Source organism: Streptomyces sp. NPDC050674, assembly GCF_040654575.1.
GTDB lineage: Bacteria > Actinomycetota > Actinomycetes > Streptomycetales > Streptomycetaceae > Streptomyces.
Genome location: NZ_JBFAIG010000008.1, coordinates 79,585 through 102,105, shown reverse-complemented (window position 1 = coordinate 102,105; position 22,521 = coordinate 79,585). Strand labels below are relative to the sequence as shown.

Genomic DNA, 22,521 nt, shown 5'->3' with positions numbered 1-22,521 from the left:
ACCCCGCCGCCGGCTGGCCGCCCTGGCCTGCGTGTCGGCCCTGACCTTCACGGTCAGCACCTCGGCCGGCACGGGCCGTCTCACCCCGGGCACCAGTACGGCGGGAGCCGGCCCGATCGTCCTGTCCCACACCCCCGCGCACGGCCCCTGCATGATCCGCGGCGCCCGCGAGGTCCAGATGTCCGAGGGCATCCCCACCTCCACGGGTTACACCCGCTCCACCGGCACCGTCCGTGCCCTCACCCTGATGATCGACTTCTCGGACGCGCCCGGCGAGGGCGACGCCCAGGACCGTTTCCACGAGTTCTTCCCGCAGACCCGCGAGTGGTTCCGCACCAGCTCCTACGGCCGCCTCGACTACCGCCCCGAGACCCCGATACCGGGCTGGCTGCGGATGCCGAAGTCCTTCCGGGAGTACGGCATAGAGCGCGGGGCCCCGTTCGAGCCCGGCTACCGCGCGCTGGTCCAGGACCTGGTCGCCGCGGCCGACCCGAAGGTCGACTTCCGCGCGTACGACCTGCTGAACGTCCTGGTCACCCCGAACGCCGGTCCCTCCGCCCTGGACACGGTCCTGTCCGTCACCTTCGCCGGCAACAAGGATGCCCCCCTGGCCGACGGCATACCCGTGGCCAACGCCTCCTTCGTCTACTCCCGCCAGGACGACGGCTCCGGCTCCTACGACCGCACCGGCTACCGCGTCCTCCCCCATGAGAACGGCCACGTCTTCGGCCTGCCCGACCTGTACACCGCGGAGGGCGGGGGCGCGGTCGGCCACTGGGACATCATGAGCGAGGACTGGGGCGCCAACAACGACTTCCTCGGCTGGCACAAGTGGAAGCTGGGCTGGCTGGACGCCGCCCAGGTCCACTGCGCCGCGGCCCCCGGCGTCACGGAGTACACCCTGACGCCCCTGGCCCGGGCGGGCGGCTCCAAGCTGGTCTTCGTCCCCCTGGACGGCACCACCGGCTACGCCGTCGAACTGCGCACCCGCGCCGGCAACGACGAGACCGTGTGCCGCCCGGGCGTGCTCGTCTACAAGGTCGACGCGGAGGTGGACACGGGCATGGGCCCGGTCACCGTCCACGACTCCCGCCGCGACAGCGGCGGCTGCACCCGCGCGCCGAACGTCCACGCGGAACTGTCGGACGCGCCGCTCACGCCCGGGGAGACGTTCCGGGACGCGGCGAGGGGGATCACGATCGAGGTGGAGGGGGTGGGGGCGGGAGCGGCCGGCGCGGGGGTGGAGGATGGTCGTCGAGTGCGGGTGACAAGGGAGTAGGGGCAGGTCGTACCTGTCAGGCGCGGGGCAAGAGGTGCATGGCGTCCCTCCCGGTCTCCGGGCCGCCGTTTCCGGATTACGGTGGGCCTGCCGCGACCGTCGCGAGCGCCGTACCGGAGAGCCGATGCCAGCGAAGCCCGAGTCCGAGACCCCGGAGGGGTCCGCCCCGCCGGCCGACGAGAAGGGGCCACCGGTCGAGGAGACGGCCGCGTCGGCGGCGCGGAGGGCGACCCTGGGTGCCCCGGGCGCTGGTACGGCGAGCACCTTCCCGGAGGGAGGGGCCCCCGCCGAGACGGTCACTCCCCTCATCCGCGGCATCGCGGTGCTGCGGGAACTGACGGAAGCCAGCGGCACGTTGAGCCTGAGCGGCCTGGAACGGGCCACCGGCCTCGCCCGCTCCACGGTCGACCGCATCACGGCCACGCTCGCCCGCATGGGCTACGTCCGCTTCGACGGCCGGGACGTGCACCTGTCCCCGCGCCTGATGGACCTGGGCAACGCCTACCTGTCGGCCCTGCGCCTGCCCGCCCTGCTCTCCCCGCACGCGGACGCCCTGGCCGACGAACTGGACGAGTCGGTCTCCCTGGCGGTCGCCGACCGCGACGGCATCCGCTTCATCCACCAGGCGACCCGCCGCCGCGCGATGTCCCTCAGCTTCCGCATCGGCGACCTGCTCCCGGCCGAACGCACCGCACCCGGCCCGCTGTTCGCCACGGAGTGGACGGCCACCGACTGGCAACGCTGGCGGGACCGCAGGGCGGCGGACCCGAGGGACCTGTCCTTCACGGCCGTACCGCCCCGCACACGCGGAGCGGACGGAGGGCACGACGAGGACTTCGCGCGCCGCACGGCGCAGGCGTCGGAGAACGGCTGGGCCCTGGACGACCAGCTGATCGAGCCGGGCCTGGTAGCGATCTCGGTACCGGTCCGCTCCCCCGGCCCGGACGGCCGGATCGCGAGCGTGGCGAGCGTGGTCAGCCACACGAGCCGGCACACCGCACGCACCCTGCGGACGACACTGCTGCCGAGGCTGCGGTCCGCGGTGGCGGCGATGGAACGCGAACTCCACGCCGCCCCGCACCTCGCGCCCGGCCCTCCCCCGTCGGACCTGGCGCTGTGGACCGGCGCGTCGAAGCAGCGCCTGGGCCGCGCGTTCATCGAATCCCTGGCCCGGGGGCTGACGGTCCTCACGGCCTTCGGCGAGGGCAGGCCGGAGCTGACCCTCACGGAGGTGGCCCGGGCGACGGGCCTGGCCAGGGCGACGGCGCGCCGGGCCTTGATCACCTACGAGCACCTGGGCCTGGTGACCACGACAGGCCGCGTCTTCACCCTCACCCCCCGGGTCCTCTCCCTGGGCTTCCCGCCCCTGTCCCGCACGTCTCTGCCCGAGATCGCCCAGCCCCACCTGGCCGACCTGACGTCCCGCATCCACGAGTCGACGTCAGTGGCGGTGCTGTCGGCCTCCGGCGAGGAGATCCAGTACACGGCCCGGGTGGCCACGACCCGGGTGATGAGCGTGAACATCACGGTGGGCACACGTCTGCCGGCCCCCGCGACGGCACTGGGCAGGGTCCTGCTGGCGGACGCGCCGGAAACCGTCCGGGGCGCTCAGGACCTGCGGTCCTTCACCCCGCGCACGATCACGGACAAGCGGACGTGGGAACACCTGTTGACCTCGGTCCGCTCGCAGGGCTACGCCCTGGTGGACGAGGAACTGGAAGAGGGCCTCCGCTCGATCGCCGTCCCGGTCCGCGACCGGTCGGGCCGGGTCGTGGCGGCCCTGAACACGGCGATGCACGCGAGCCGCCGCACCGCGAGGGAGTGCGTGACGGACCTGCTCCCGGAACTGACGGCCACGGCAGCCCGCATCCAGACGGACCTCCACACGGCGTCCCGCTTCACCCACGTCCCCCTGACCTGACCCCCACACCCGCCCGACCCACATCCGGTACGCTGACGCCTGTGGTCCTCCCGGACCACGGGCACGTCGCTGCTTGCGTCCACTGCCACTGCCTTCGTAGCTCAGGGGATAGAGCACCGCTCTCCTAAAGCGGGTGTCGCAGGTTCGAATCCTGCCGGGGGCACAGAGAGAAGGGGCCAGCTCAGGAGGGGTTTCCTCCCGGGCTGGTCCTTCGTCGTTTCAGGCGCCGTGCCGCGTCCATGCTGCTACGAGCCCGCCCGGTCCTTTTCAAAGAGCTCGGGGCCGGCCACTCCCCCGCTGCCCCGGATCATGGTCCCGAGCCGGTCGGCGATGGCCCGGTCCCGGTCGTTGGTCATCGGTCGGCAGCGGCGAAGTGCTCCAGATGATGCGTGACCGCGTCGAGGAGTGTCTGGACCACGTCAGGTCAGGAGGTATGCCTTCAGGATCGTCACCGCGTAGGTGTTGCCGGTGGTGTCGGTCAGGGTGGATCTGAGGGAGACCGAGCGGGCGTTTTCCGGGTGGGTCAGGGTGAGGGTCCTTTTGCCGTGGGTGGTGGTCACCGGGGCGGGGGACCAGGTCTTGCCGGCGTCGTAGGAGACCCTCACCGTCAGAGATTTGAGGTGAGCGGCCGCCGGGCCCTGGAGGGAGAGGGGGATCGTGGTGCGGCGGCCTGCCGAAGCCGTGCCGGTCGGGGTCAGCTTCGGGTGGAAGCGGACCGTGGAGAGGGGCAGGGGGCCGGAGTCGGACGGGCTGGACGTGAAGGTCCAGGCCGCTGTCAGGCGGCTCGTGGTCGTGGCCATGCCTGGCGGGCGGGTCAGGTTCGTTCGGATCGTGTAGCGGGCCGGGACGGACGGGAGCTTCTCCACGGTCTGGCAGAGGTCGCCGTCGTTGTCGAGCAGAGTGCTGCCGTTCGCGGTCACCGTGGTGTGGCGTTCGGCGACGGAGGAGGCGGGATGACCGGCCCCGTCGGCGAGGTCGGGGATGCACAGGTTCAGGGTGTCGCCGTCGCGTTGTGCGCCGTACCGGCCGCCGGTGATCGGGCTGAAGACGCCGACGTTGTACGTGGCCGTGTAGGTCTGGCCCGACCGGTACGACTTCGGGCTCTCCGTGCCGTAGAAGACGTCGTCGTCTCCGGTGGCGTTTCGCTGGCCCAGGTTGGCCGTCCACTTGAAGCCCTTGGGCGTGGTGACGTAGATCTTCGCGGTCGTCGGCAGTGGGAAGGGGTCGCTCACCGTGCCCAGCGACAGGGTGGGGCTGCTCCACAGGACGTTGACGATGCCCTTGCGGTGGGCGGCGGACGAGCCGAAGTTGCGCTTCAGCAGGGCCAGTTCGTTCGTGCGCGTGGTGTGCCGGTAGCCGGTGGGGAAGCGGTCGGGCAGGTTGTGGAGCAGGTGGTAGGTGGTGCTGCCCTTCTGCCACAGGCCGCCGAGCTGCGTGCTGAGTCTCCCGGCCGGGGCTTTCGGTCCGAGGGTCGCGGTGCGCAGGTTCTTGAACGTTCCCCAGAACAGGGTGCTGTTGTGCGGTTCGCCCCCAGTGTCCCCGGTGCCCACGGCTAGGTTGAGCTGGCCGTCGGACATCTTCGCGCCCTGCGGCGCGGTGATCGCGACCGGCTTCGCCTTGCGCGCGTCGAGGACGACCGTGGTGTCCCCGGTCAGCGAGAGCCGCGGCCGGACCAGCGCGGAGGTGCCCCCGGCGTCGTCCAGCACGGTGTCCACGACGTAGTCGCCGCGTGGGACCCGCACCCGGTACACGCCCTTGGAGATCTGCTCGGAGTCCTTGAGGTTCGTGGTCCAGTACGTGCCCGAGTACCCGAGGATCTCGGTCAGCGGAGCGCTCACGGGCCGGCCGCCGCGGTCGAGGAACTTCAGGGTGAGGTCGTATGACTCGGCCTCGCGTACGACGCCGAAGGCGGTCCGTACGGCCGCGGGGTCGGCGCCGTTCCGCGCGGTGGCGACCAGCGCGCCCGAGTAGGTGCCGTCCGCCGCCTCGACGCCGGTGTCCGCGGTGAGGTCGACGCCGGCGGTGCCGCCCGCCGGGACGGTGAGCTGGGTGGTGCTCAGCGTGAACATGCCTTCGGGGGCCGTGCTGCCTCCGGGGCCGGTCGCGGTGGCCGTCAGGTCGAGGGTGACGGGGTGGTCGCCGTCGTTGCGGTAGGTGATGTGCTGGGTGACCGGCCGGTCGTCGGTGTGGGGCCACAGCTGCTTGCCGAAGGACACGGAGGTCTGTTCGCTCGCCACCGCCCCCTGAAGTGCCCGGGACACGTCGAGCCGGCCCGTCCCCTGCTGGTAGCCGGTCGCGCCGGTGGTCGGGGTGGTGGACGCGGTGAGCGCCTGCTTGATCCGTGCGCCGGTCCAGTCGGGGTGCCGCTGGGCGAGGATCGCGGCCGCCCCCGCGGCATGCGGCGTTGCCATCGACGTACCGGACATGGAGACATAGCCGTCGGCCGCCGGGTCGCCCATGTGGCCGTGTGCCGCCCCAGCCGAGACGATGTCCACGCCCGGCGCCGTGAGGTCCGGTTTCAGAGCGGTGTCGGCGGTCGGGCCGGTGCTGGAGAAGTCGGCGAGCCGGTCCTCGCCGTCGACGGCGCCCACGGTGAGCGCCGACTCCGCGGCCCCCGGGGAGTCGACGGTTCCCGCGTCGGGGCCCTCGTTGCCGGCCGCGGCGACGGTGAGCATGCCGGTGCTCTTCGAGAGGGCGTTCACCGCCGCCTCGACCGGGTCCTCCCCCGGGGTGTCGACCTGGCCCAGGCTGAGGTTGGCCACCTTGGCGCCCTGCCCGGCGGCCCACTCCAGGCCGGCGATGACGGACGAGTCGGTGCCCTCGCCGTCGTCGTTCAGCACCTTCGCGTTGAGGATCTTCGCGCTGGGTGCGACTCCCTTGTAACGCCCGCCGGAGCGGGCTCCCGAGCCTGCCACCGTCGCCGCGACATGCGTGCCGTGGCCGGCCTTGTCGTCGGTGCTGCCGGTGCCGCTGAAGTCCTTCGCTGCCGTCACCGCCGAGGCGAGGTCCGGGTGTGTGGTGTCGATGCCGGTGTCCAGGACGGCGACCTTGACGCCCTTGCCGTCGTATCCGGCCGCCCAGGCGGCCGGGGCGCCGATCTGCGCGACGCCTCCGCCCAACTCCCGCGCGTTCGCGCCGTCTTCGTCCGCCGGCGCCTTGAACCGGCCGTCCAGCCAGACCCGCGCGACTCCCTGCTCCGCGGTGAGGGCCTGCCACATGTCGTCGGCTCCGGCCTTGGGCACGGTGATCGCGGCGCCCGCCACGCTGGGCAGCTCCCGGCGCACGGTGGCGTCCGCGTCCGCGACCAGTGACTTCTGGGTGCTCCGGCGCTGGGCGGACCTGCCCTCGTACGACACGATCAGCGGGAGCGTGCGGCGCCGGGTGTCGTCGTAGCCTGCGCGTATCAGGCCGCTGACGTCGAACAGCCGCATGTCCAGGACGCCTTGGCCGATCAGGGCGGCGGCGTCGGCGGGAACGACGTACTGATCGCCCCAGACGCCGCGCACGGACACCGGGACGTGCTCACGGCCCGGTGCCCGGCGTACGCCCGTGACCCGGCCCCGGGCGTCCAGCCGGACCCGGTCACCGGTGAGAAGGGTGACGTACCGGCCGGCCGCGGAGGCGGAGCCGGCGGTCCGCGCGCCGAGGACGGAGCCGCCGGGCGCCGCGACCGTGGCGGTGTCCTGCGTCCGTACGCCGAGGCCGGAGCCCGTGGCCGCCACCGAGACGCCCGTCATCAGCCCCGCCACCAGCAGGGCGGCCAGCGAGGCGCTCGCGGTTCTGTCGCGCATTCAGCTCGCCTGTCCGGGGAGCTGCTTGTTGGCGTCGACGACCGCGCGCTCGGTGATCGCGCTGGTGTGCGTGACGGTACCGACCTTGAGGGGATCGTCCGCCGTGGCCTTGACCACCACGATGCGCTGGCCGAGGAACCGCAGCGTCTTCTTGTCGAAGATCCACTCGATGCGCTCGCCGTCGTTCTCCCGCGCGATCGCGACCCCGTGCCGGCCCGTGGCGTCGACCGCGTCGTTCACCGCGATGACGCCGGGGATCTTGGCCGCGGCCTTGTAGAGGGCGGCGCCGACCTCGGCGGGCGGGTAGCTCTCGAACAGCAGATCGCCGATCGCGACGAAGGCGGCCTGGTCGCGGGGGACTTCGGGGTCCCGGACGGCGTCCGACTCGCGGTAGATCCGCTGGAGCAGCGCGTCGGGGTCGGTCGGCAGCTCGGCCAGGGCGTTGTAGGCGCCGGTGAACGGGGTGTCGCCCTTCAGGGTGATGCCCTTGTCGCTCGTCTTGCCGGCCTCGATCAGCCAGCCGTCCCTGCCGTCGAGGGAGTTCCAGACCTGGCGGGCGTGCAGCTCGTCGCTGACCACCTCGCTCTTGTCGCCGACGGTCTTGATGTAGGTGTCGGCCACCTTCGAGGCGATGTAGATGTACTGGCCCTTGCGCGGGGCGGGCGCGGAGGTGTCGGCGGCGGCCAGGGAGATGCGTTCGAGGAGCTGGGGGGCGCCCTTGGGGTCGGCGACGCCGATGCGGGTGGTCAGTGCGGGGCCGGTGGCCAGGGCGGTCCTGCCGTCGTCCGCGCCGCCGCCGGTGAGGGCGAGACCGCCCACGACCGCGCCGGCCAGGGCGAAGGCCGCGGCGGGGAGCAGGACCGTACGGCGCAGGAACGGGTTGGAGCGCTTCACGGGCGCGACCGGAGAGGTGGCGGACGTACGGGAGGAGGTGCGCAGGTCTTCGTGGATCCGGGCCATCATCTGCTCCTTGTGGAACTGGTGGCGGCCCGCCGGCAGATCCCGCTCGGCGGAGGGCAGCAGACTCTGCGTCTCCGTCCACTCGGCCGGGTGGGGCCGGTGGGAGGGGCTGGCGTTCATCGGTTTCCTTCCTGTGCGGACCGGACCGCGTATCCGCGATCACCTGTTATCTGCCGGTTCGTGCGGGTGGGTTCCCGTTTTTCTCCGAGCAGTTGCGCGTCGGTGAGCTTGCGCAGCTTGGCGCGGGCGCGGGAGAGGCGGGAGCGGACGGTGCCGACCGGGATGCCGAGGGCGCGGGCCGCCTCGGCGTACTCCATCCCCTCCCACAGGCACAGCGTCAGGACCTCGCGCTCGGGGCGCTTGAGCAGGCTGAGGGCGGCGAGCGTGGCGTTGATACGGCGCCGGTCGTCCAGGCGTCCGGCGGTCTCCTCGGCGTGGTCCTCGACCCGTTCCTCGGCGGCATTCGCGGCTGCCGCGGCGCTCGCCGCGTTGCGGTAGCGGCGGTTGCTGCGGTGGTGGGAGCGGGCGACGTTGGTGGCGATCCCCAGCAGCCACGGCCGCAGCGAGCCGCCTTCGGCCTCGACCGAGGCCCGGCGCCGCCACGCCTCCATGAAGGTCGTGGACATCACGTCCTCGGCCAGCGACCAGTCTGCGGTCAGCCGGAAGGCGTGGTTGTACACCGCGCGGGCGCACTCGTCGAAGAGTTCCGCGAAGGCGCCCGGATCTCCGTTTCGCACCCGGGTTCGCATATCTGTGGTCACGTCTTGAACTGACGTACGGTGCAAGCGAGTTCCGGTGAGACACGTCACAGCCTCGTACAGGTCACCGGGGTGGTGACCTGTACGAGGACTCAGCGGACATGGCAGCCGCGCACCGCTCAGGCTGCGAGGCCCGAAACGGCGCCGCGGACACAACCGCCTGCGGCCCCGCCATGGCCGAGGGACCTCGCGCAGGCGTTGGGCGCGTCACTTCATGACGATCGCCTGTCGGTGTGGGTCAGTTCGTCACGCGGAAGGTGGCGTCGCTGCGGGCCGTCGTGGTGGTGATCGGGTCGAGGCGGAGTTCGTAGGCGTAGTGGCGGATGTACCGGTCGGGGTGGCTGTACGACTGGAAGGACGACCATGTCGGGTCGGCGAGGCCGGCGACCTGGCGGAAGGTGGCGTCCGCGGCGAACCGGGGGGTGCCGTCGTTGTGGGCCAGCTGGAAGTCGTAGTTGGAGTGCCGCAGGAAATGGCCGGGGAAGTTCACCGACTCGAAGGAGACCGTGCCCGAGCCCGCCAGGCCGGGCCTCAGCCGGAACTGGGCGTCCGGGCCCGTGACGTTCTGGTCGATGCGCACGTCGAAGTCGGTGTGCCGGACGTAGCGATCCTGGAAGTTGAACGACTGGAGCCGCTTGGCCGGGGTGTTGGGCCAGCGTGCGAGTACACGGCTCTCCTCGGCTGCCGTGAGGGTGAGGATCGCGCCGTGGCGCTTCTTCGTGCCGCCCAGGTTGTAGCTTCCCGATGCCGGGAGGCGGTAGGTGCCGGGGGCGGAGGGGTTGGTCGTCGTGACCGGCATGTAGCCCCGTCCGGAGGCGTACTGGTCGAGGTACAGGGTCCACTCGTCGCGGTCCCTGAACTTCATCCACATCGGGCCTTCGACCTGGGAGCCGGTCAGGCCGATGCCGGAGAGGTTGCCGAGATCGGTCCACGTACCGAGGATCGAGTTGCTGCCTTCGAGCGTGATCTGGCCGTCGCCGGAGGCCCGCACGTAGCGGAAGTCACCGACGCCGGAGGGCACCTCGACGATCTGGGTGTCGATGATGTTCTGGGTGCCGGGGCGGTCGATGTAGAGCTGCGGGGTGGTGATGGTGCGGAAGTCGGTGGTGCGGGCGTAGTAGATGCGGTGCTTGAGCACGCCGTCCCGGGTCGCGTTCGTCGCCCAGTACAGGACGTAGTCGTTGGTCTCGGCATTCCAGATCGCTTCCGGCGCCCAGGCGTTGCGCCCGTCGGGGATGGCGCCGGCGACGTTGAGGAGCCACGGCTGCGACCAGGTGACCAGGTCCGTCGACTCCCACACCACGAGGTTGCGGCTGCCGTTGTTCATGGAGTCGTCCCATGACTGCCCGCAGCCGATGCACAGGTCGGTCGCGATGATCCAGTACTTGCCCCCGCCGGGGGCTCTGACCAGTGCGGGGTCGCGCACCCCACGGGTTCCCACCGTGGAACGCAGGGTCATCCCGCCGCCGTTGAGGTCCCTCCAGTTCAGGCCGTCCGTGCTGTGCGAGAAGTAGATCTGCTGACCGGTCGAACCCTCCCCGATGAAGTGCGTCATCAGGTAGCCCGGGTCGGCGGCGGCGGCCCGCTGAGGTGTGGTCAGGGCCTGGCCTGTGAAGAGGAGGCAGGCGGCGAGCAATATCGCCGACAGCCTGGAGAGAAGCGTACGCATGTGCGTTTCCTGTCCTTTCTCCGGCTTTCCGTTGCACTCGTGGCCGCCGCGCCGACGGCGTCGGCTCACTCGACGCTGTCGCGGCTCTCAGCGGTGCCCGTCAGGTCTTCCGGCGTGCCGTCATGGTCCGCTGGATCAGGATGAAGGCGCACAGCAGCACTCCCGTGGCGATCTTCGTCCACCAGGAGCTGAGCGTCCCCTCGAACGTGATGACGCTCTTGATCAGGCCGAGCACCAGCACCCCGAAGAGCGTGCCCAGCACATACCCGGAACCGCCGGTCAGCAGGGTGCCGCCGATGACCACGGCGGCGATGGCGTCGAGTTCCATGCCGACGGCGTGCAGCGGGTCGCCCGACTGGATGTACAGCATGAACAGCAGACCCGCCAGGGCCGAGCAGAAGCCGCTCACCGTGTACACGGCGATCTTCGTGCCGCCCAGCGGAAGGCCCATGAGCAGAGCCGACTGCTCGTTGCCGCCGATGGCGTACACACGGCGTCCGAAGCGGGTGCAGTGGAGCACGTAGGCGGCGACGGCGAGGACGACCAGGGCCACGACGGCGCCGATCGACAGGTCCCCCACGCCCAGTGACACTCGCGTCTGGGCCAGGGTGCCCACCGAGGCGTCGTTGATGGAGATGGACTCCTTGCTGATGACCAGGCACAGTCCGCGGAAGAGGAAGAGCCCGGCGAGCGTGACGATGAACGGCTGGATCTCGAAGTTGTGGATCACGTAGCCCATCAGGAAACCGCCGAAGGCGCCGACGGCCAGTGCGAGGGGGACGACCAGGAGCAGTGGCAGTCCCTGACGTTCCACCAGCCACGCCGTGAACATGGTGGTGAAGCCGATCACCGAGCCCACGGACAGGTCGATGCCGCCCGACATGATGACGAAGGTGGCACCGATGGCGGCGACCAGCAGATAGCCGTTGTCGATGAACAGGTTGAGGAACACCTGGGGTTCGCCGAACCCGTAGTTCTGGTACCGGCTGAGGCCACCGACGTACATGGCGATGAACAAGGCGGCCGTGACCAGGACGGGCAGACGCCGGTCGCCGAGCAGGCGCGCGCCACGGGCACGGGAGGCAAGGCTGCCGCTCGGAGCCGCCTTGGGGGTCTGGGCGGTCGCGCTCATCGCGACACCTCCATCTTCGGGACGGCGCCGGCCGCCGGAGCGGGCTCCACCGGGGCGGCGTCCCGGCGCGGGCCCTTGGGGCCCTTCGCGCCGAAGACCTTGGCCCGGAACTTCGGGGACTGCAGCAGGCAGACGATGATGACGACGGCGGCCTTGAAGACCAGGTTGGTCTGGGTCGGCACGCCGATGGTGTAGATCGTGGTGGTCAGGGTCTGGATGACGAGGGCGCCGACCACCGTGCCGCCGATGGAGAACCGGCCGCCGAGCAGCGAGGTGCCGCCGATCACCACGGCGAGGATCGCGTCGAGTTCGATCCACAGACCGGCGTTGTTGCCGTCCGCGGCCGAGGTGTTGGAGCTGATCATCAGGCCCGCGATGCCCGCGCACAGCGCGCAGAACATGTAGACCATGATCTTGATGCGCGTGGCCCTGATGCCGACCAGGCGGCTGGCCTCGGCGTTGCCGCCGACCGACTCGACCAGCAGGCCGAGCGCCGTGCGGCGGGTCAGCGCCACGGTGACGGCCACCACCGCGGCCACCACGAAGACGGAGAAGGGCAGGGTCAGCCAGTAGCCGCCGCCGATCAGCTTGTACGGCTCGCTGTTGATGGTGATGATCTGGCCGTCGGTGATCAGCTGGGCGACACCTCGGCCCGCGACCATGATGATGAGGGTCGCGATGATGGGCTGGATTCCCATCCTGGCCACCAGGAAGCCGTTCCACAGACCGCAGACGACCGCGGCCACCAGCCCGATGCCCATCGCCAGGAACACCGCGGACAGGGTGTTCTGGTCGGCCTGGTCGCTGATGTACGAACAGGTCAGGGCGCCGGTGATGGCGACCACGGCACCGACGGAGAGGTCGATGCCGCCGGTGGCGATGACCAGGGTCATGCCGACCGCGACCAGGATCAGCGGTGAGCCGAACAGCACGATGGAGACGAGGCTGCCGTAGAGGTGGCCGTCCGTCATGTTGACCGAGAAGAAGTCGGGCGTGAAGGGGACGTTGACGAGCAGCAGGGCGATCAGGACCGCGACCGGCCAGAACAGGTGGTGATGCGTCAGTGCTCGCCAGCGGGAGGTGGTGGTCACTGGTGTTCTCCGCTCGCGATGGTCTCGAGGATCTTGCTGGTGGTGATCTCCGGCCCGTTGGTCAGCCGCGCCACCAGCCGGCGGTCGCGCAGCACTCCGATGGTGTGGCTGAGCCGGAGCACCTCCTCCAGTTCGGCCGCGATGTACAGCACCGACATGCCGTCCTCGGAGAGGGACACCACCAGTTTCTGGATCTCCGTCTTGGCGCCGATGTCGATGCCGCGCGTCGGCTCGTCCAGGATCAGCAACTTCGGCTGAGTGATCAGCCAGCGGGCGAGCAGTACCTTCTGCTGGTTGCCGCCGCTGAGCCGGCCGACGCGGGCCTCCGGGTCGGCCGGGCGGATGTCCAGTGCCTTGATGTACGTGGCGACGAGTGCGTCGCGCTGGGAGGCCGGGATGGGCCGGGTCCAGCCGCGGGCCGCCTGGAGAGCGAGGATGATGTTCTCGCGCACCGTCAGGTCGGGGACCAGTCCCTCGCTCTTGCGGTTCTCCGAGCAGAACGCCACACCGGCCTCGATGGCGTCGTTCGGGGCGCTCATCGAGACCTGCTTGCCGCCGATGGTCACCTTGCCGCTGTCGGGCTGGTCGGCGCCGAACAGCAGCCGGGCGAGTTCGGTGCGGCCCGATCCCAGCAGGCCGGCTAGTCCGAGCACCTCGCCCTTGTTGATCTCCAGGTCGAAGGGGGCGACCCCGCCGGTGCGGCCGAGCCCCTCGGCCTTGACCAGTGTGTCGCCGACGTCGGAGCGCAGCTGGTGCTCGTGCAGTTCCTCGAGCTGGTCCAGGGCCTTGCCGATCATCAGCTCGATCAGCCCGACCTGGTCGAGGTCGCGGACCAGGTGCTCGCCGACCAGGGTGCCGTTGCGCAGGATGGTCATCCGGTCGCAGACCTCGTAGATCTGGTCGAGGAAGTGCGACACGAACAGGATCGCGACGCCCTCGTCCCTCAACTGGCGCATCAGGCGGAACAGTTCGAGTACCTCGTCGCGGTCGAGGCTGGAGGTCGGCTCGTCGAGGACCAGCACCTTGGTGCCGAGTCCCGCGCCGTCCCGGGCTCCGGTGCCCACCGACCGTACGATCGCGACCAGTTGCTGCACGGCCAGCGGGTACGAGGACAGCGGCGCGGCGACGTCGACGTCGAGTCCGAGCCGGTCGACCAGCTCCGCCGCCTCCTTGCGCATCCGCTTCCACTGGATGCGGCCGGCGCGGGTGGGTTCGCGTCCGATGAAGATGTTCTCCGCCACCGACAGGTTGGGGCAGAGGTTGACCTCCTGGTAGACCGTGCTGATGCCGGCCTGCTGCGCCTGGAGCGGGCTGCCGAACCGTACGGACTCGCCGTCCAGGGTGATCGTGCCGCCGTCCAGGGAGTAGACGCCCGTCAGCACCTTGATGAGAGTGGACTTCCCCGCACCGTTCTCGCCCATCAAGGCGTGGATCTCGCCGGGGAAGAGCCGGAAGTCGACGCCCGACAGAGCACGTACCCCCGGAAACGCTTTGACTATGCCCGTCATCTCCAGGACGGGTTGCGGCTCTGCCATGGCAGCGCTCCTCGTGAATGGTCCAGGTCCGCGGGGAGCCTCCCGGCCGAGGGATGTCGGCCGTCCGGAGGCTCCCGCCGGTGGGGACGGTCGGTCAGTACTTGCGGGAGGGGAGCGCGTCCTTGGCCTGGTCCTGCATGAAGTCGCTCTCCTTGGTCTTGATCCAGCGTTCGACCGTCTCGCCGTCCTTGACCTTCTTCACGACCTCCATCAACTGCGGGCCGAGCAGCGGGTTGCACTCGACGATGGCGTTGATCTTGCCTTCGGACATGGCGACGAAGCCGTCCTTCACGCCGTCGATGGAGACGATGAGGATGTCCTTGCCGGGCTTCTTGCCGGCCGCCTCGATGGACTGGATGGCGCCGATGGCCATGTCGTCGTTGTGCGCGAAGAGCACGTTGATGTCCGGGTTGGACTGGAGGAAGGCCGCCATGACCTGCTTGCCGCCGGCCCGGGTGAAGTCACCGGTCTGGCTGACGACGACCTTCCAGTCGTCCGCGTGGTCCGCGTCCATGACCTCCTTGAAGCCCTTGGCGCGCTCGATCGCGGGGGCGGCGCCGGTGGTGCCCTCCAGCTGGGCGATCTTCACGGCGCCCTTGTGGCCTGCCTTCTCCAGGACCTTCTCCAGGATCTTGGCGGCGCGCCGGCCCTCGTCCGTGAAGTCGGAGCCCACCAGGGTCACGTACAGGGAGTCGTCGGAGGTCTCGACGGAGCGGTCGGTGAGGACCACCGGGATCTTCGCGGCCTTGGCCTCCTTGAGCACTGCGTCCCACCCTGTGACGACCACCGGCGAGAAGGCGATGACGTCGACCTTCTGCGCGATGTAGTTGCGGATCGCGGAGATCTGGTTCTCCTGCTTCTGCTGGGCGTCGGAGAACTTGAGGGTGTACCCCGCCTCCTTCGCGGCCGACTTCACCGAGTCGCTGTTGGCGGTGCGCCAGCCGCTCTCCGAACCGACCTGGGAGAAGCCGAGGGTGAGCGCCTTGCTGCCGCTGCCGGCGGCGGCAGCGCTGCCGTCCTCCTTGGCGCAGGCCGCGAGTCCGGTCGCAGCCGCCACACCGACCGCGGCGGTGAGGAAGTTTCTTCTGCTGAGCATGCTTGATCTCCTTCGTTGAGCCGGCCCGGGGACGGGACTCGGTTGCTGCGGCTTCTGACGTTCCGTCCGAAACCAGGAAAGTGATGCCGTTCTGCAGGCCGACCAACGTTCGAAATATTGAACATGCGTGGCGCGCGCTGTCAGAGGGTGGTCAGGGTGGAGTGCGGCCGGGAACGGCCGGACACGGAGGGCGGGGAGCCGGCGAGGTGCTCGGCACCGAGGAGCGGATCAGAGGGCAGGGCGGAATCTGGGAGGGGCCGGTGAAGTGGTCGTGGCGCTGATGTCGCCCGGCCGACGCGGGCGATGGGTCCGGCTCGATGACGACCGGAGGTGCTCCGGTCGGGCCGCACCCTCGTTCCACTCCTCGACGGCTCCAGGAGCAGGGTGCGGCTTCACTCCCCCACTGCGAGCAGGCCCTGGCGGACCGCGCTCAGCAGGGGTGAGAACTCCGGCTCCGGGGCGCGAACCCGGACCCGGCGGCGTCGCAGGGAGTACGGGCGCTCACTTCGCCCGGCTTTCGCAAGGAGAGGTGCGGGCTAATCGTTGGCCGCAAGGATGTGCCACGGCCGTACCTCCCTCAAGTGGTCAGTGATGGGGAGGTCATATGAGCGCCCGCCGTCCCCCCTGGTCAAGAGGTTGCGCGAGAAGCAGGCCATCACGTTTGGGTAACACGGGGCAGCGGGCGAGGGTGAAGGACTGCCGGTCGCCCGGCGCGAAAGCACCTTCTTCGGCGGAGTTATTGACGCTCGGCAGGCAGGGCCATACCTTCGATCGCTGAACGAAGTACCGAACTTTGTGCGACATCCCGGACGAGGGGCCCGTCAGTGGTCCTCCTTGCACGCTGGTCCGGGTCGGAGCCGCGAAATGAGGGCACCGTCATGACGGCGACACATCCGGCAGCACCGCGGTCCGTGCGACCCGTCCCTGCCTGCTACCGCCCCCGGGACGGGATCGCGAACGGCTGATCGCGCTCGACGGAGCGGGCCGCTGGACCGGGTCCCACCCCGCCGAGCGCACTACGCCGTGGCCCGTGCTTCCTGACAGCGAGCGGCGTTCGCCTCGTCGGGACGGGAGAACGCCTCAGCCGGGTGGTGGAGTCGGGGTCGGTAGCCCACTCGAATCACGGCGTTCTCAGAGGCGCCGTCGGCGTGCGGTACAGACCTGGCGGCGGCCTCGGCGATCACCCCATCCGCCTCGGGCAGCGGACGCGTACCGAACGGGACAGGTCCCCGACGCGCCGTATCGGCGCCCGCGGTACCGCGACGGCTGCCGCAATGGGTCAGTGTTGCCGCTGGACTGTTCCGGTCCCCTGGTGACGAGGCCACCGTGCCGGTTCCTCACTCTTGCCGTGGGCGCGCTGGCCGGACGGCGGCCGACGGGGAGGGTGCGTGAGCGGGACAAGCGCGCCGGACGGACGGCAGACAGTACGCTGAATCCAGCGGGATCGTGCCCGCAGCACAGCGTCCAGGAGGTGCTTCATAGCGGCCGAGATGGTGGCCCCGGCATGGATGCATGAGCAGATCACGGCGGAGGTGTACGAGTCCTGGTCCGAGGAGCAGTGCGCCGGTATCGAGATCGTGGACGGCATGGTCGTCGTGACTCCGAGTGCGTCCAAGCGGCACAACCGGCTCGCCCGGATTCTCGCCAACGCCCTCGATGCCGCCGCGGGCCCGGAGTGGAACGCCGACACGGACTTCGACGTCCGGCTTCAGGACGTCCCACTCACCAATCGCCGCGCGGACGTCATCGTGTACCGCGCAGACACGATCGACATCATTCCCACCCGCCCTGAGCACGTGCTGCTGGTCGCGGAGGTAGTGGCACCGGGCTCGGAGACCACCGACCGGATCGTGAAGGTCGACCAGTACGCCAAGGCGGGCATCGGCTTCTACTGGCGGATCGAGCAGGCCGCGACAGGCGTTCCTCTCGTGTACACCTACGTCCTCGACCCCGCGACCAAGACCTACCGGGACGGAGACGTGTTCACCGGCGTCCTCAAGGTAGCGGCCCCCTTCCCGGTACGGATCGACCTCGGCCAGATCTGACCCACGCGCTGCTCAGCAGCCGGCAGCGGGTGAGCGATGTGAGCGGACGGTCCGACACAGGGCGGCATGAGCCGGACCAAGTGGCTCACCGTGCTGCCCTGACCAGGGCAAACAGCACCGCGCGGCAGGTGCCTCGGCCGACCTGACCCACAGCTGGCATCAACAACGGCGGACAGCAGCGGCTACGAGCGGGCCTTGACGGCCGATGTCTTTCAGGCACCTGCGGGTTTCAGGGCCCTGAAACCCCTCGCCCATGGACTGAAACCCCGTTGAGGCCGTACTGAACCGCCTCGGCCGCACGCTCTGCGGCATGACGACGACAGGTCACGAACTCGCCATCGCAGCCACCGGGTTGCGCAAGTCCTACGGGGACAAGACCGTCCTCGACGGCATCGACATCCAGGTGCCCACCGGTACGGTGTTCTCCCTCCTCGGGCCGAACGGCGCCGGCAAGACCACCGCGGTCAACATCCTGTCCACGCTGATCTCCGCCGACGGCGGACAGGCGCGGATCGCGGGGCACGACCTCACCGCCGAGGCCCAGGCGGTGCGCGCCGCGATCGGGGTCACCGGCCAGTTCTCCGCCGTGGACGGTCTGATCACCGGCGAGGAGAACATGCTCCTGATGGCCGACCTGCACCACCTCTCCCGCGGCGAGGGGCGCCGGGTCACCGCCGAGCTGCTGGAGCGGTTCGACCTCGTCGAGGCCGCGAAGAAACCCGCCTCGGCCTACTCCGGCGGCATGAAGCGCCGCCTCGACATCGCCATGACCCTGGTCGGCGACCCGCGGATCATCTTCCTCGACGAGCCGACCACCGGACTCGACCCGCGCAGCCGTCACACCATGTGGCAGATCATCCGCGCACTCGTCTCCGACGGCGTCACCGTCTTCCTCACGACCCAGTACCTGGAGGAGGCCGACGAACTCGCCGACCGCATCGCCGTGCTCAACGGCGGCAAGCTCGTCGCCGAGGGCAGCGCCGAGGAGCTCAAGCGGCTCGTCCCCGGCGGTCACGTGCGGCTGCGCTTCTCCGACCCGGTGGCGTACGAACGGGCGGCGACCGCGCTGCGCGAGACCACCCGCGACGACGAGACGCTCAGCCTCCAGATCCCCAGTGGCGGAAGCCAGCGCGAGCTGCGCGCGATCCTCGACTGGCTGGACTCCGCCGGCATCGAGGCCGACGAACTGTCCGTGCACACCCCGGACCTGGACGACGTGTTCTTCGCCCTGACCGGCAGGCCCGCCCCCGCCCCGTCCCCGCAGGCCACCCCCAAGGAGAGCGTCCGATGAGCGCCGTCACTCACACCTTCCGCGACAACCTCACCATGCTGCGGCGCAACCTCCTGCACGCCCGTCGCTACCCCTCCCTCACGCTCAACCTCCTCCTCACCCCCGTCATCCTGCTGCTGCTCTTCGTGTACGTCTTCGGCGATGTGATGAGCGCCGGCATCAACGGCGGCACCGCGGACCGCTCCCAGTACGTCGCCTACCTCGTCCCCGGCATCCTGCTCATGACCATCGGCGGGATCGCGATCGGCACCGCCGTGTCCGTGGCCATGGACATGACCGAGGGCATCATCGCCCGGTTCCGCACCATGGCGGTCTCCCGCACCTCCGTGCTGATCGGCCATGTGGCCGGCAGCGTGATCCAGTCGCTGCTGGCCCTGGCCGTGGTCCTGGGCGTAGGTGTGGCCATCGGCTTCCGGCCTGACGCGACGCCGCTCGAGTGGCTCGCGGCGGTGGGCCTGCTGACGCTGGTCAGCGTGGCGCTGGTCTGGCTCGCGGTCGGCATGGGCCTGGCGTCCCCCAACGCCGAAGGGGCCAGCAACCTCGCCCAGCCCCTGATGATCCTTCCGCTCCTGGGCAGCGCGTTCGTGCCGGTGGACGCCATGCCGGGCTGGCTCCGCTGGTTCGCCGAGTACCAGCCCTTCTCGCCCGCCATCGAGACCCTGCGCGGCCTCCTCCTGGGCACCGGGATCGGCACCAAGAACGCCGTCCTCGCCGTCGCCTGGTGCCTGGTCCTGAGCCTGCTGGGCTACTGGTGGTCCCGGTCCCTGTTCAACCGCGAGCCGCGGAGTTGAGCTCGCGCAGCGCCGCTGCCCGCAGTTCCTCCCGCCCCAGGGCGGCGTACTCCGACTCCGCGTCGGCGTACGCCGCCCTGTCGGCGTTCTCGGCCGCCTGCCGGGACCGGGCCAGGGAGAGGGTGGGGAACTCCCGTACCACCGGCATCCGTTCCGCCAGCGCCACCAGCCGCATGGCCGCCGTATCGCCGCGGGCGAGCCCGGCGAAGCCCAGGGCGAGCAGGACCGTGCCGTACACCGGCAGTTCCACCGGCGCCCGGTCACCGGAAGGGCCCGACGGGCCGGACAGCATCTCCAGCAGCCGCTCCCGCAACTCCGCGGCCAGCTTCGCCACCGGCTCCAGCCGTCCGTGCTGTGCGTGCGCCGCCACCGCGGCCGACTGCACCTGAAGCAGCCACGGCTCCATGAACGGATCGTCGGCATACAGCAAGCCGGCCTCCCGCACCCCCTCCACGGCCTGCCGCCACAGTCCGAGCCCGACCTCGGTCAGCCCCCGGGCCAGCGCGATCTCCGCCCGGGCCGGATGATCGGGCGTGTACGCCTGGGCGGCCTCCGGCTGCTGGTCCGCGGCCGTGAGCCCCAGCCAGTACTCCGCCTCGTCCAACTCCCCGCGGTGCAGACAGGCCAGCACCAGCCCCCAGCCGATGCCGGCCAGGTCGAACCAGGCGCCGAACTCGCTGAGTTCGTCCCGCGCGGCCCGCAGATGGTCGTACGCCTCCGCGCCGCGCCCGGACTGCAGGCACAGCTCGCTGATCCTGCCGTGCCCGAGCAGCCGCATGGCCGGATTGCCGAGCGGTTCCAGCGCGCCGAGCATCCGCCGGGCGCAGTCCAGCGCGCGTTCCGTCTGGTGCTCGGATTCCCATACGTAGCTGGCGACGCCGGCCGCGATGCCCGCCAGCATGGGCTCGTCGGCGTCGCAGAGTTCCTCCAGCCGCGCGTACTCGGGCGGGCGTATGCCGGGGACGGCGCACAGCACGACCGCCATCGCCCGGGGCAGGGTGTCCGGGCGGGCGGGTGGCAGCCGGCGCAGCGTGACGAGCTGGCGCAGGGCGTGCGGGCCGAAGCCCATGAAGAGACTGGCTGCGCACACGGCCGCCGCGCTGCGGGCCGGTTCCACGTCCTCGGGGTTGTCGGGTCCGGGGCGGAAATGGGACAGCGGCCCGGCGGTGTCGGCGGCGAGGGCGGCGAGGCGGGCGAAGTGGGAGTCGGTGGCCCACAGCGAGGCCAGCACGGCGGTGACGGCCGCGATGGCCGGCCCGTCGCCACGGTCCAGCGCGTGCCGCAGGGCCAGGGCGAGGTTGTCCTGCTCGGCCCGCATCCGGCGCCAGGCGGGCAACGGGTCGCCGCCGAACAGCACATCGTGGTGGGCGCGGCCGAAATCGCGGGCCCAGGTCAGGAACCGGCCGGTCACCGCCTCCTCCTCGCCCGCCTCCGCCCGCCGGCCGGCGCTGAACTCCCGCAGCGTCTCCAGCATGGAGAAGCGCACTCCGGACGGGCTGTCGTCCACCTTGATCAGGGACTGGTCGGCCAGCTGCTCCAGCAGGGCCAAGGCGTCCTCGTCGCCGGTCTCGCCGAGCACGTACCGCGCCGACTCCTCGGTGAAGCCGCCCGGGAACACCGACAGCGCCCGCATCGCCGCCCTGCCGTCGGGCTCCAGCAGGTTCCAGCTCCACTCGACCACCGCCCGCAGCGTGCGATGCCGCTCGGGAGCGTCTCGGGCGCCGCCGCGCAGGAGCGTGAAGCGGTTGTGCAGCCGGTGTGCGATGTCGGTCACGGACAGCACCCGCACCCGGGCCGCGGCGAGTTCCACGGCCAGCGGCAGCCCGTCCAGGTGGCGGCAGATCTCGGTGACCGGGCCGGTGGGCAGTTCCACGCCGGGTCTGGCCGCCCGGGCGCGCTGCTCGAACAACTCGGCCGAGGTCGCCAGGGAAAGCTCAGGCAGCGCGTACACGGACTCCGAGGTCAGCCCCAGCGGGGCCCGGCTGGTGGCCAGGATCCGCAGCCCCTTCGACCGCGACACCAGCGCCTGTACGAGATCGGCCACGCCGTGGATCACCTGCTCGCAGTTGTCCAGGACGAGCAGGACCGGCCCCGGTCCCAGCGCGGCGACGATGCCGCTCACCGCGTCGCCGCCGCCGGCGAACTGCCGCCCTTCCGCGGTGCCGACGGCGGAGGCCACCTCACCGGCCACGTCGTCGCCGGCGATGACACCGGCCAGCGTGACGAAGTGGACCACCGGCTGCTCGGCCGCGCGGCTCACCGCATGGGCGAGGCGGGTCTTGCCAAGACCGCCGGGACCGACGACGGTGACCACCCGGGCGTCACGCAGCAGCGCGGCCACGGCAGCGATGTCGGCGTCCCGGCCCAGCAGGGGGTTCGGCTCGTGTGTGACGCCGTGGCGGACCGGCGGCACGTCCGCGCGCAGCAACTCCTGGTACACGGATCTGAGCCTGGGTCCCGGGTCGGTGCCCAGCTCATCGCGCAGCTCGCGGCGATAGGTGTCGTAGCGGGTCAGCGCGGCGGCCCGCCCTGTCGTGGCGGCCTCACAGCGCAACAGCTCCGCCAGCACCTCCTCGTCGCGCGGCAGTTCACCGGCCAGCTCGGCCAGCGGTGCCGCTGCCTCCTCGCGCCGCCCCAGCCGGGCGAGTGCGAGCGCCCGGGAGCGGACCAGCGAGCGGAACGCCCGTACCCGAGCGGTGCGCAGGGCCACCACCGGATCGCGCAGGTCCTCTCCCGCGGCGGCGCCCACGCTCCCGTCCCACAGGGCCAGGCCCGACTCGGCCTGCTGCAAGGCGCCTTCGTGATCGCCCGCCCGCGCGCGCTCGGCGCCGGCGGCCTCGCGCAGCAGCAGCGCGGAACTGTCGACCTGTTCCTCGTCCAGTGCCAGCCGGTATCCCGTCGGCGTGCTCACGACCAGATCGGCACCCAGCTGGGCCCGGAGCCGTGACACCAGGACCTGCACCGCCTTGCCCGGCCGCTCGGGCAGTTCGTCCGCCCACAGCCCTTCGACCAGCCGCCCCGTGCTACAGCCGGCGCGCAGGTCCTCCGCGAGCAACGCCAACAGTCCCCGCAGCCGCGGCGCGGTGATCTCCCGCCCGTGCCAGGCGACTTGGGACAGCAAGGCCAACTCGGTCATCACGTGTGCAGACTAGCCAGCGGCGC

The 22,521-nt window shown here is 70.8% G+C and carries 14 protein-coding genes and 1 tRNA gene; 6 read left to right on the top strand and 9 right to left on the bottom strand.

What is annotated here, in order from left to right; genetic code table 11:
* Positions 1 to 31: 31 nt before the first annotated feature.
* The 3 genes from AB0I06_RS15500 to AB0I06_RS15490 all read left to right on the top strand — a co-directional run bounded on the left by AB0I06_RS15500 (position 32) and on the right by AB0I06_RS15490 (position 3,363).
* Positions 32 to 1,279 (top strand): M6 family metalloprotease domain-containing protein, encoded by a 1,248-nt coding sequence (locus AB0I06_RS15500; protein WP_363119300.1) that lies wholly within the window; start codon positions 32 to 34, stop codon positions 1,277 to 1,279.
* Positions 1,280 to 1,403: 124 nt separating this feature from the next.
* Positions 1,404 to 3,200, top strand: coding sequence for an IclR family transcriptional regulator C-terminal domain-containing protein (locus AB0I06_RS15495; protein ID WP_363119299.1), 1,797 nt, complete (start codon positions 1,404 to 1,406; stop codon positions 3,198 to 3,200).
* A gap of 90 nt (positions 3,201 to 3,290) precedes the next feature.
* A tRNA-Arg gene (locus tag AB0I06_RS15490) sits at positions 3,291 to 3,363 on the top strand.
* Between the two features lie 256 nt (positions 3,364 to 3,619).
* Here the strand turns inward: AB0I06_RS15490 and AB0I06_RS15485 are convergent.
* From AB0I06_RS15485 to AB0I06_RS15450, 8 genes are all read right to left on the bottom strand, one after another.
* On the bottom strand, positions 3,620 to 6,991 hold the full coding sequence (locus tag AB0I06_RS15485) for a S8 family peptidase (protein ID WP_363119298.1): 3,372 nt from the start codon (positions 6,989 to 6,991) through the stop codon (positions 3,620 to 3,622).
* Entirely contained in the window at positions 6,992 to 8,071 is a 1,080-nt protein-coding gene (locus AB0I06_RS15480) for a CU044_5270 family protein (RefSeq protein ID WP_363119297.1), read from the bottom strand.
* The gene (locus AB0I06_RS15475; RefSeq protein WP_363119296.1) at positions 8,068 to 8,712 is read right to left on the bottom strand and encodes an RNA polymerase sigma factor; all 645 of its coding nucleotides are present in this window, start codon (positions 8,710 to 8,712) and stop codon (positions 8,068 to 8,070) included. Before AB0I06_RS15475 ends, AB0I06_RS15480 begins: the two co-directional genes overlap by 4 nt.
* A gap of 235 nt (positions 8,713 to 8,947) precedes the next feature.
* Entirely contained in the window at positions 8,948 to 10,378 is a 1,431-nt protein-coding gene (locus tag AB0I06_RS15470; RefSeq protein ID WP_363119295.1) for a glycoside hydrolase family 43 protein, read from the bottom strand.
* A gap of 100 nt (positions 10,379 to 10,478) precedes the next feature.
* Positions 10,479 to 11,510, bottom strand: a complete 1,032-nt coding sequence (gene yjfF / locus AB0I06_RS15465) for a galactofuranose ABC transporter, permease protein YjfF (RefSeq protein WP_363119294.1) — start codon at positions 11,508 to 11,510, stop codon at positions 10,479 to 10,481.
* A complete protein-coding gene (locus AB0I06_RS15460; protein ID WP_363119293.1) occupies positions 11,507 to 12,601 on the bottom strand; it encodes an ABC transporter permease in 1,095 nt (364 codons plus the stop codon). The genes yjfF and AB0I06_RS15460 overlap by 4 nt, the downstream gene beginning before the upstream one ends.
* Positions 12,598 to 14,136, bottom strand: a complete 1,539-nt coding sequence (locus tag AB0I06_RS15455) for a sugar ABC transporter ATP-binding protein (RefSeq protein WP_363119292.1) — start codon at positions 14,134 to 14,136, stop codon at positions 12,598 to 12,600. Before AB0I06_RS15455 ends, AB0I06_RS15460 begins: the two co-directional genes overlap by 4 nt.
* Positions 14,137 to 14,230: 94 nt before the next feature.
* Positions 14,231 to 15,232, bottom strand: a complete 1,002-nt coding sequence (locus AB0I06_RS15450; RefSeq protein WP_363119291.1) for an ABC transporter substrate-binding protein — start codon at positions 15,230 to 15,232, stop codon at positions 14,231 to 14,233.
* A 1,478-nt stretch (positions 15,233 to 16,710) separates the two neighbouring features.
* Between AB0I06_RS15450 and AB0I06_RS15445 the strand changes: the two genes are divergently transcribed.
* The 3 genes from AB0I06_RS15445 to AB0I06_RS15435 all read left to right on the top strand — a co-directional run bounded on the left by AB0I06_RS15445 (position 16,711) and on the right by AB0I06_RS15435 (position 19,359).
* Positions 16,711 to 17,277 (top strand): Uma2 family endonuclease, encoded by a 567-nt coding sequence (locus tag AB0I06_RS15445; RefSeq protein ID WP_363119472.1) that lies wholly within the window; start codon positions 16,711 to 16,713, stop codon positions 17,275 to 17,277.
* A gap of 310 nt (positions 17,278 to 17,587) precedes the next feature.
* Positions 17,588 to 18,568: an ATP-binding cassette domain-containing protein gene (locus AB0I06_RS15440; protein ID WP_363119290.1), complete on the top strand. Its 981-nt coding sequence runs from the start codon at positions 17,588 to 17,590 to the stop codon at positions 18,566 to 18,568.
* Complete coding sequence (locus AB0I06_RS15435) at positions 18,565 to 19,359, top strand: ABC transporter permease (protein WP_363119289.1); 795 nt, start codon at positions 18,565 to 18,567, stop codon at positions 19,357 to 19,359. Before AB0I06_RS15440 ends, AB0I06_RS15435 begins: the two co-directional genes overlap by 4 nt.
* Here the strand turns inward: AB0I06_RS15435 and AB0I06_RS15430 are convergent.
* Positions 19,337 to 22,498: a BTAD domain-containing putative transcriptional regulator gene (locus AB0I06_RS15430; RefSeq protein ID WP_363119288.1), complete on the bottom strand. Its 3,162-nt coding sequence runs from the start codon at positions 22,496 to 22,498 to the stop codon at positions 19,337 to 19,339. The genes AB0I06_RS15435 and AB0I06_RS15430 overlap by 23 nt on opposite strands.
* Between the last annotated feature and the right edge of the window lie 23 nt (positions 22,499 to 22,521).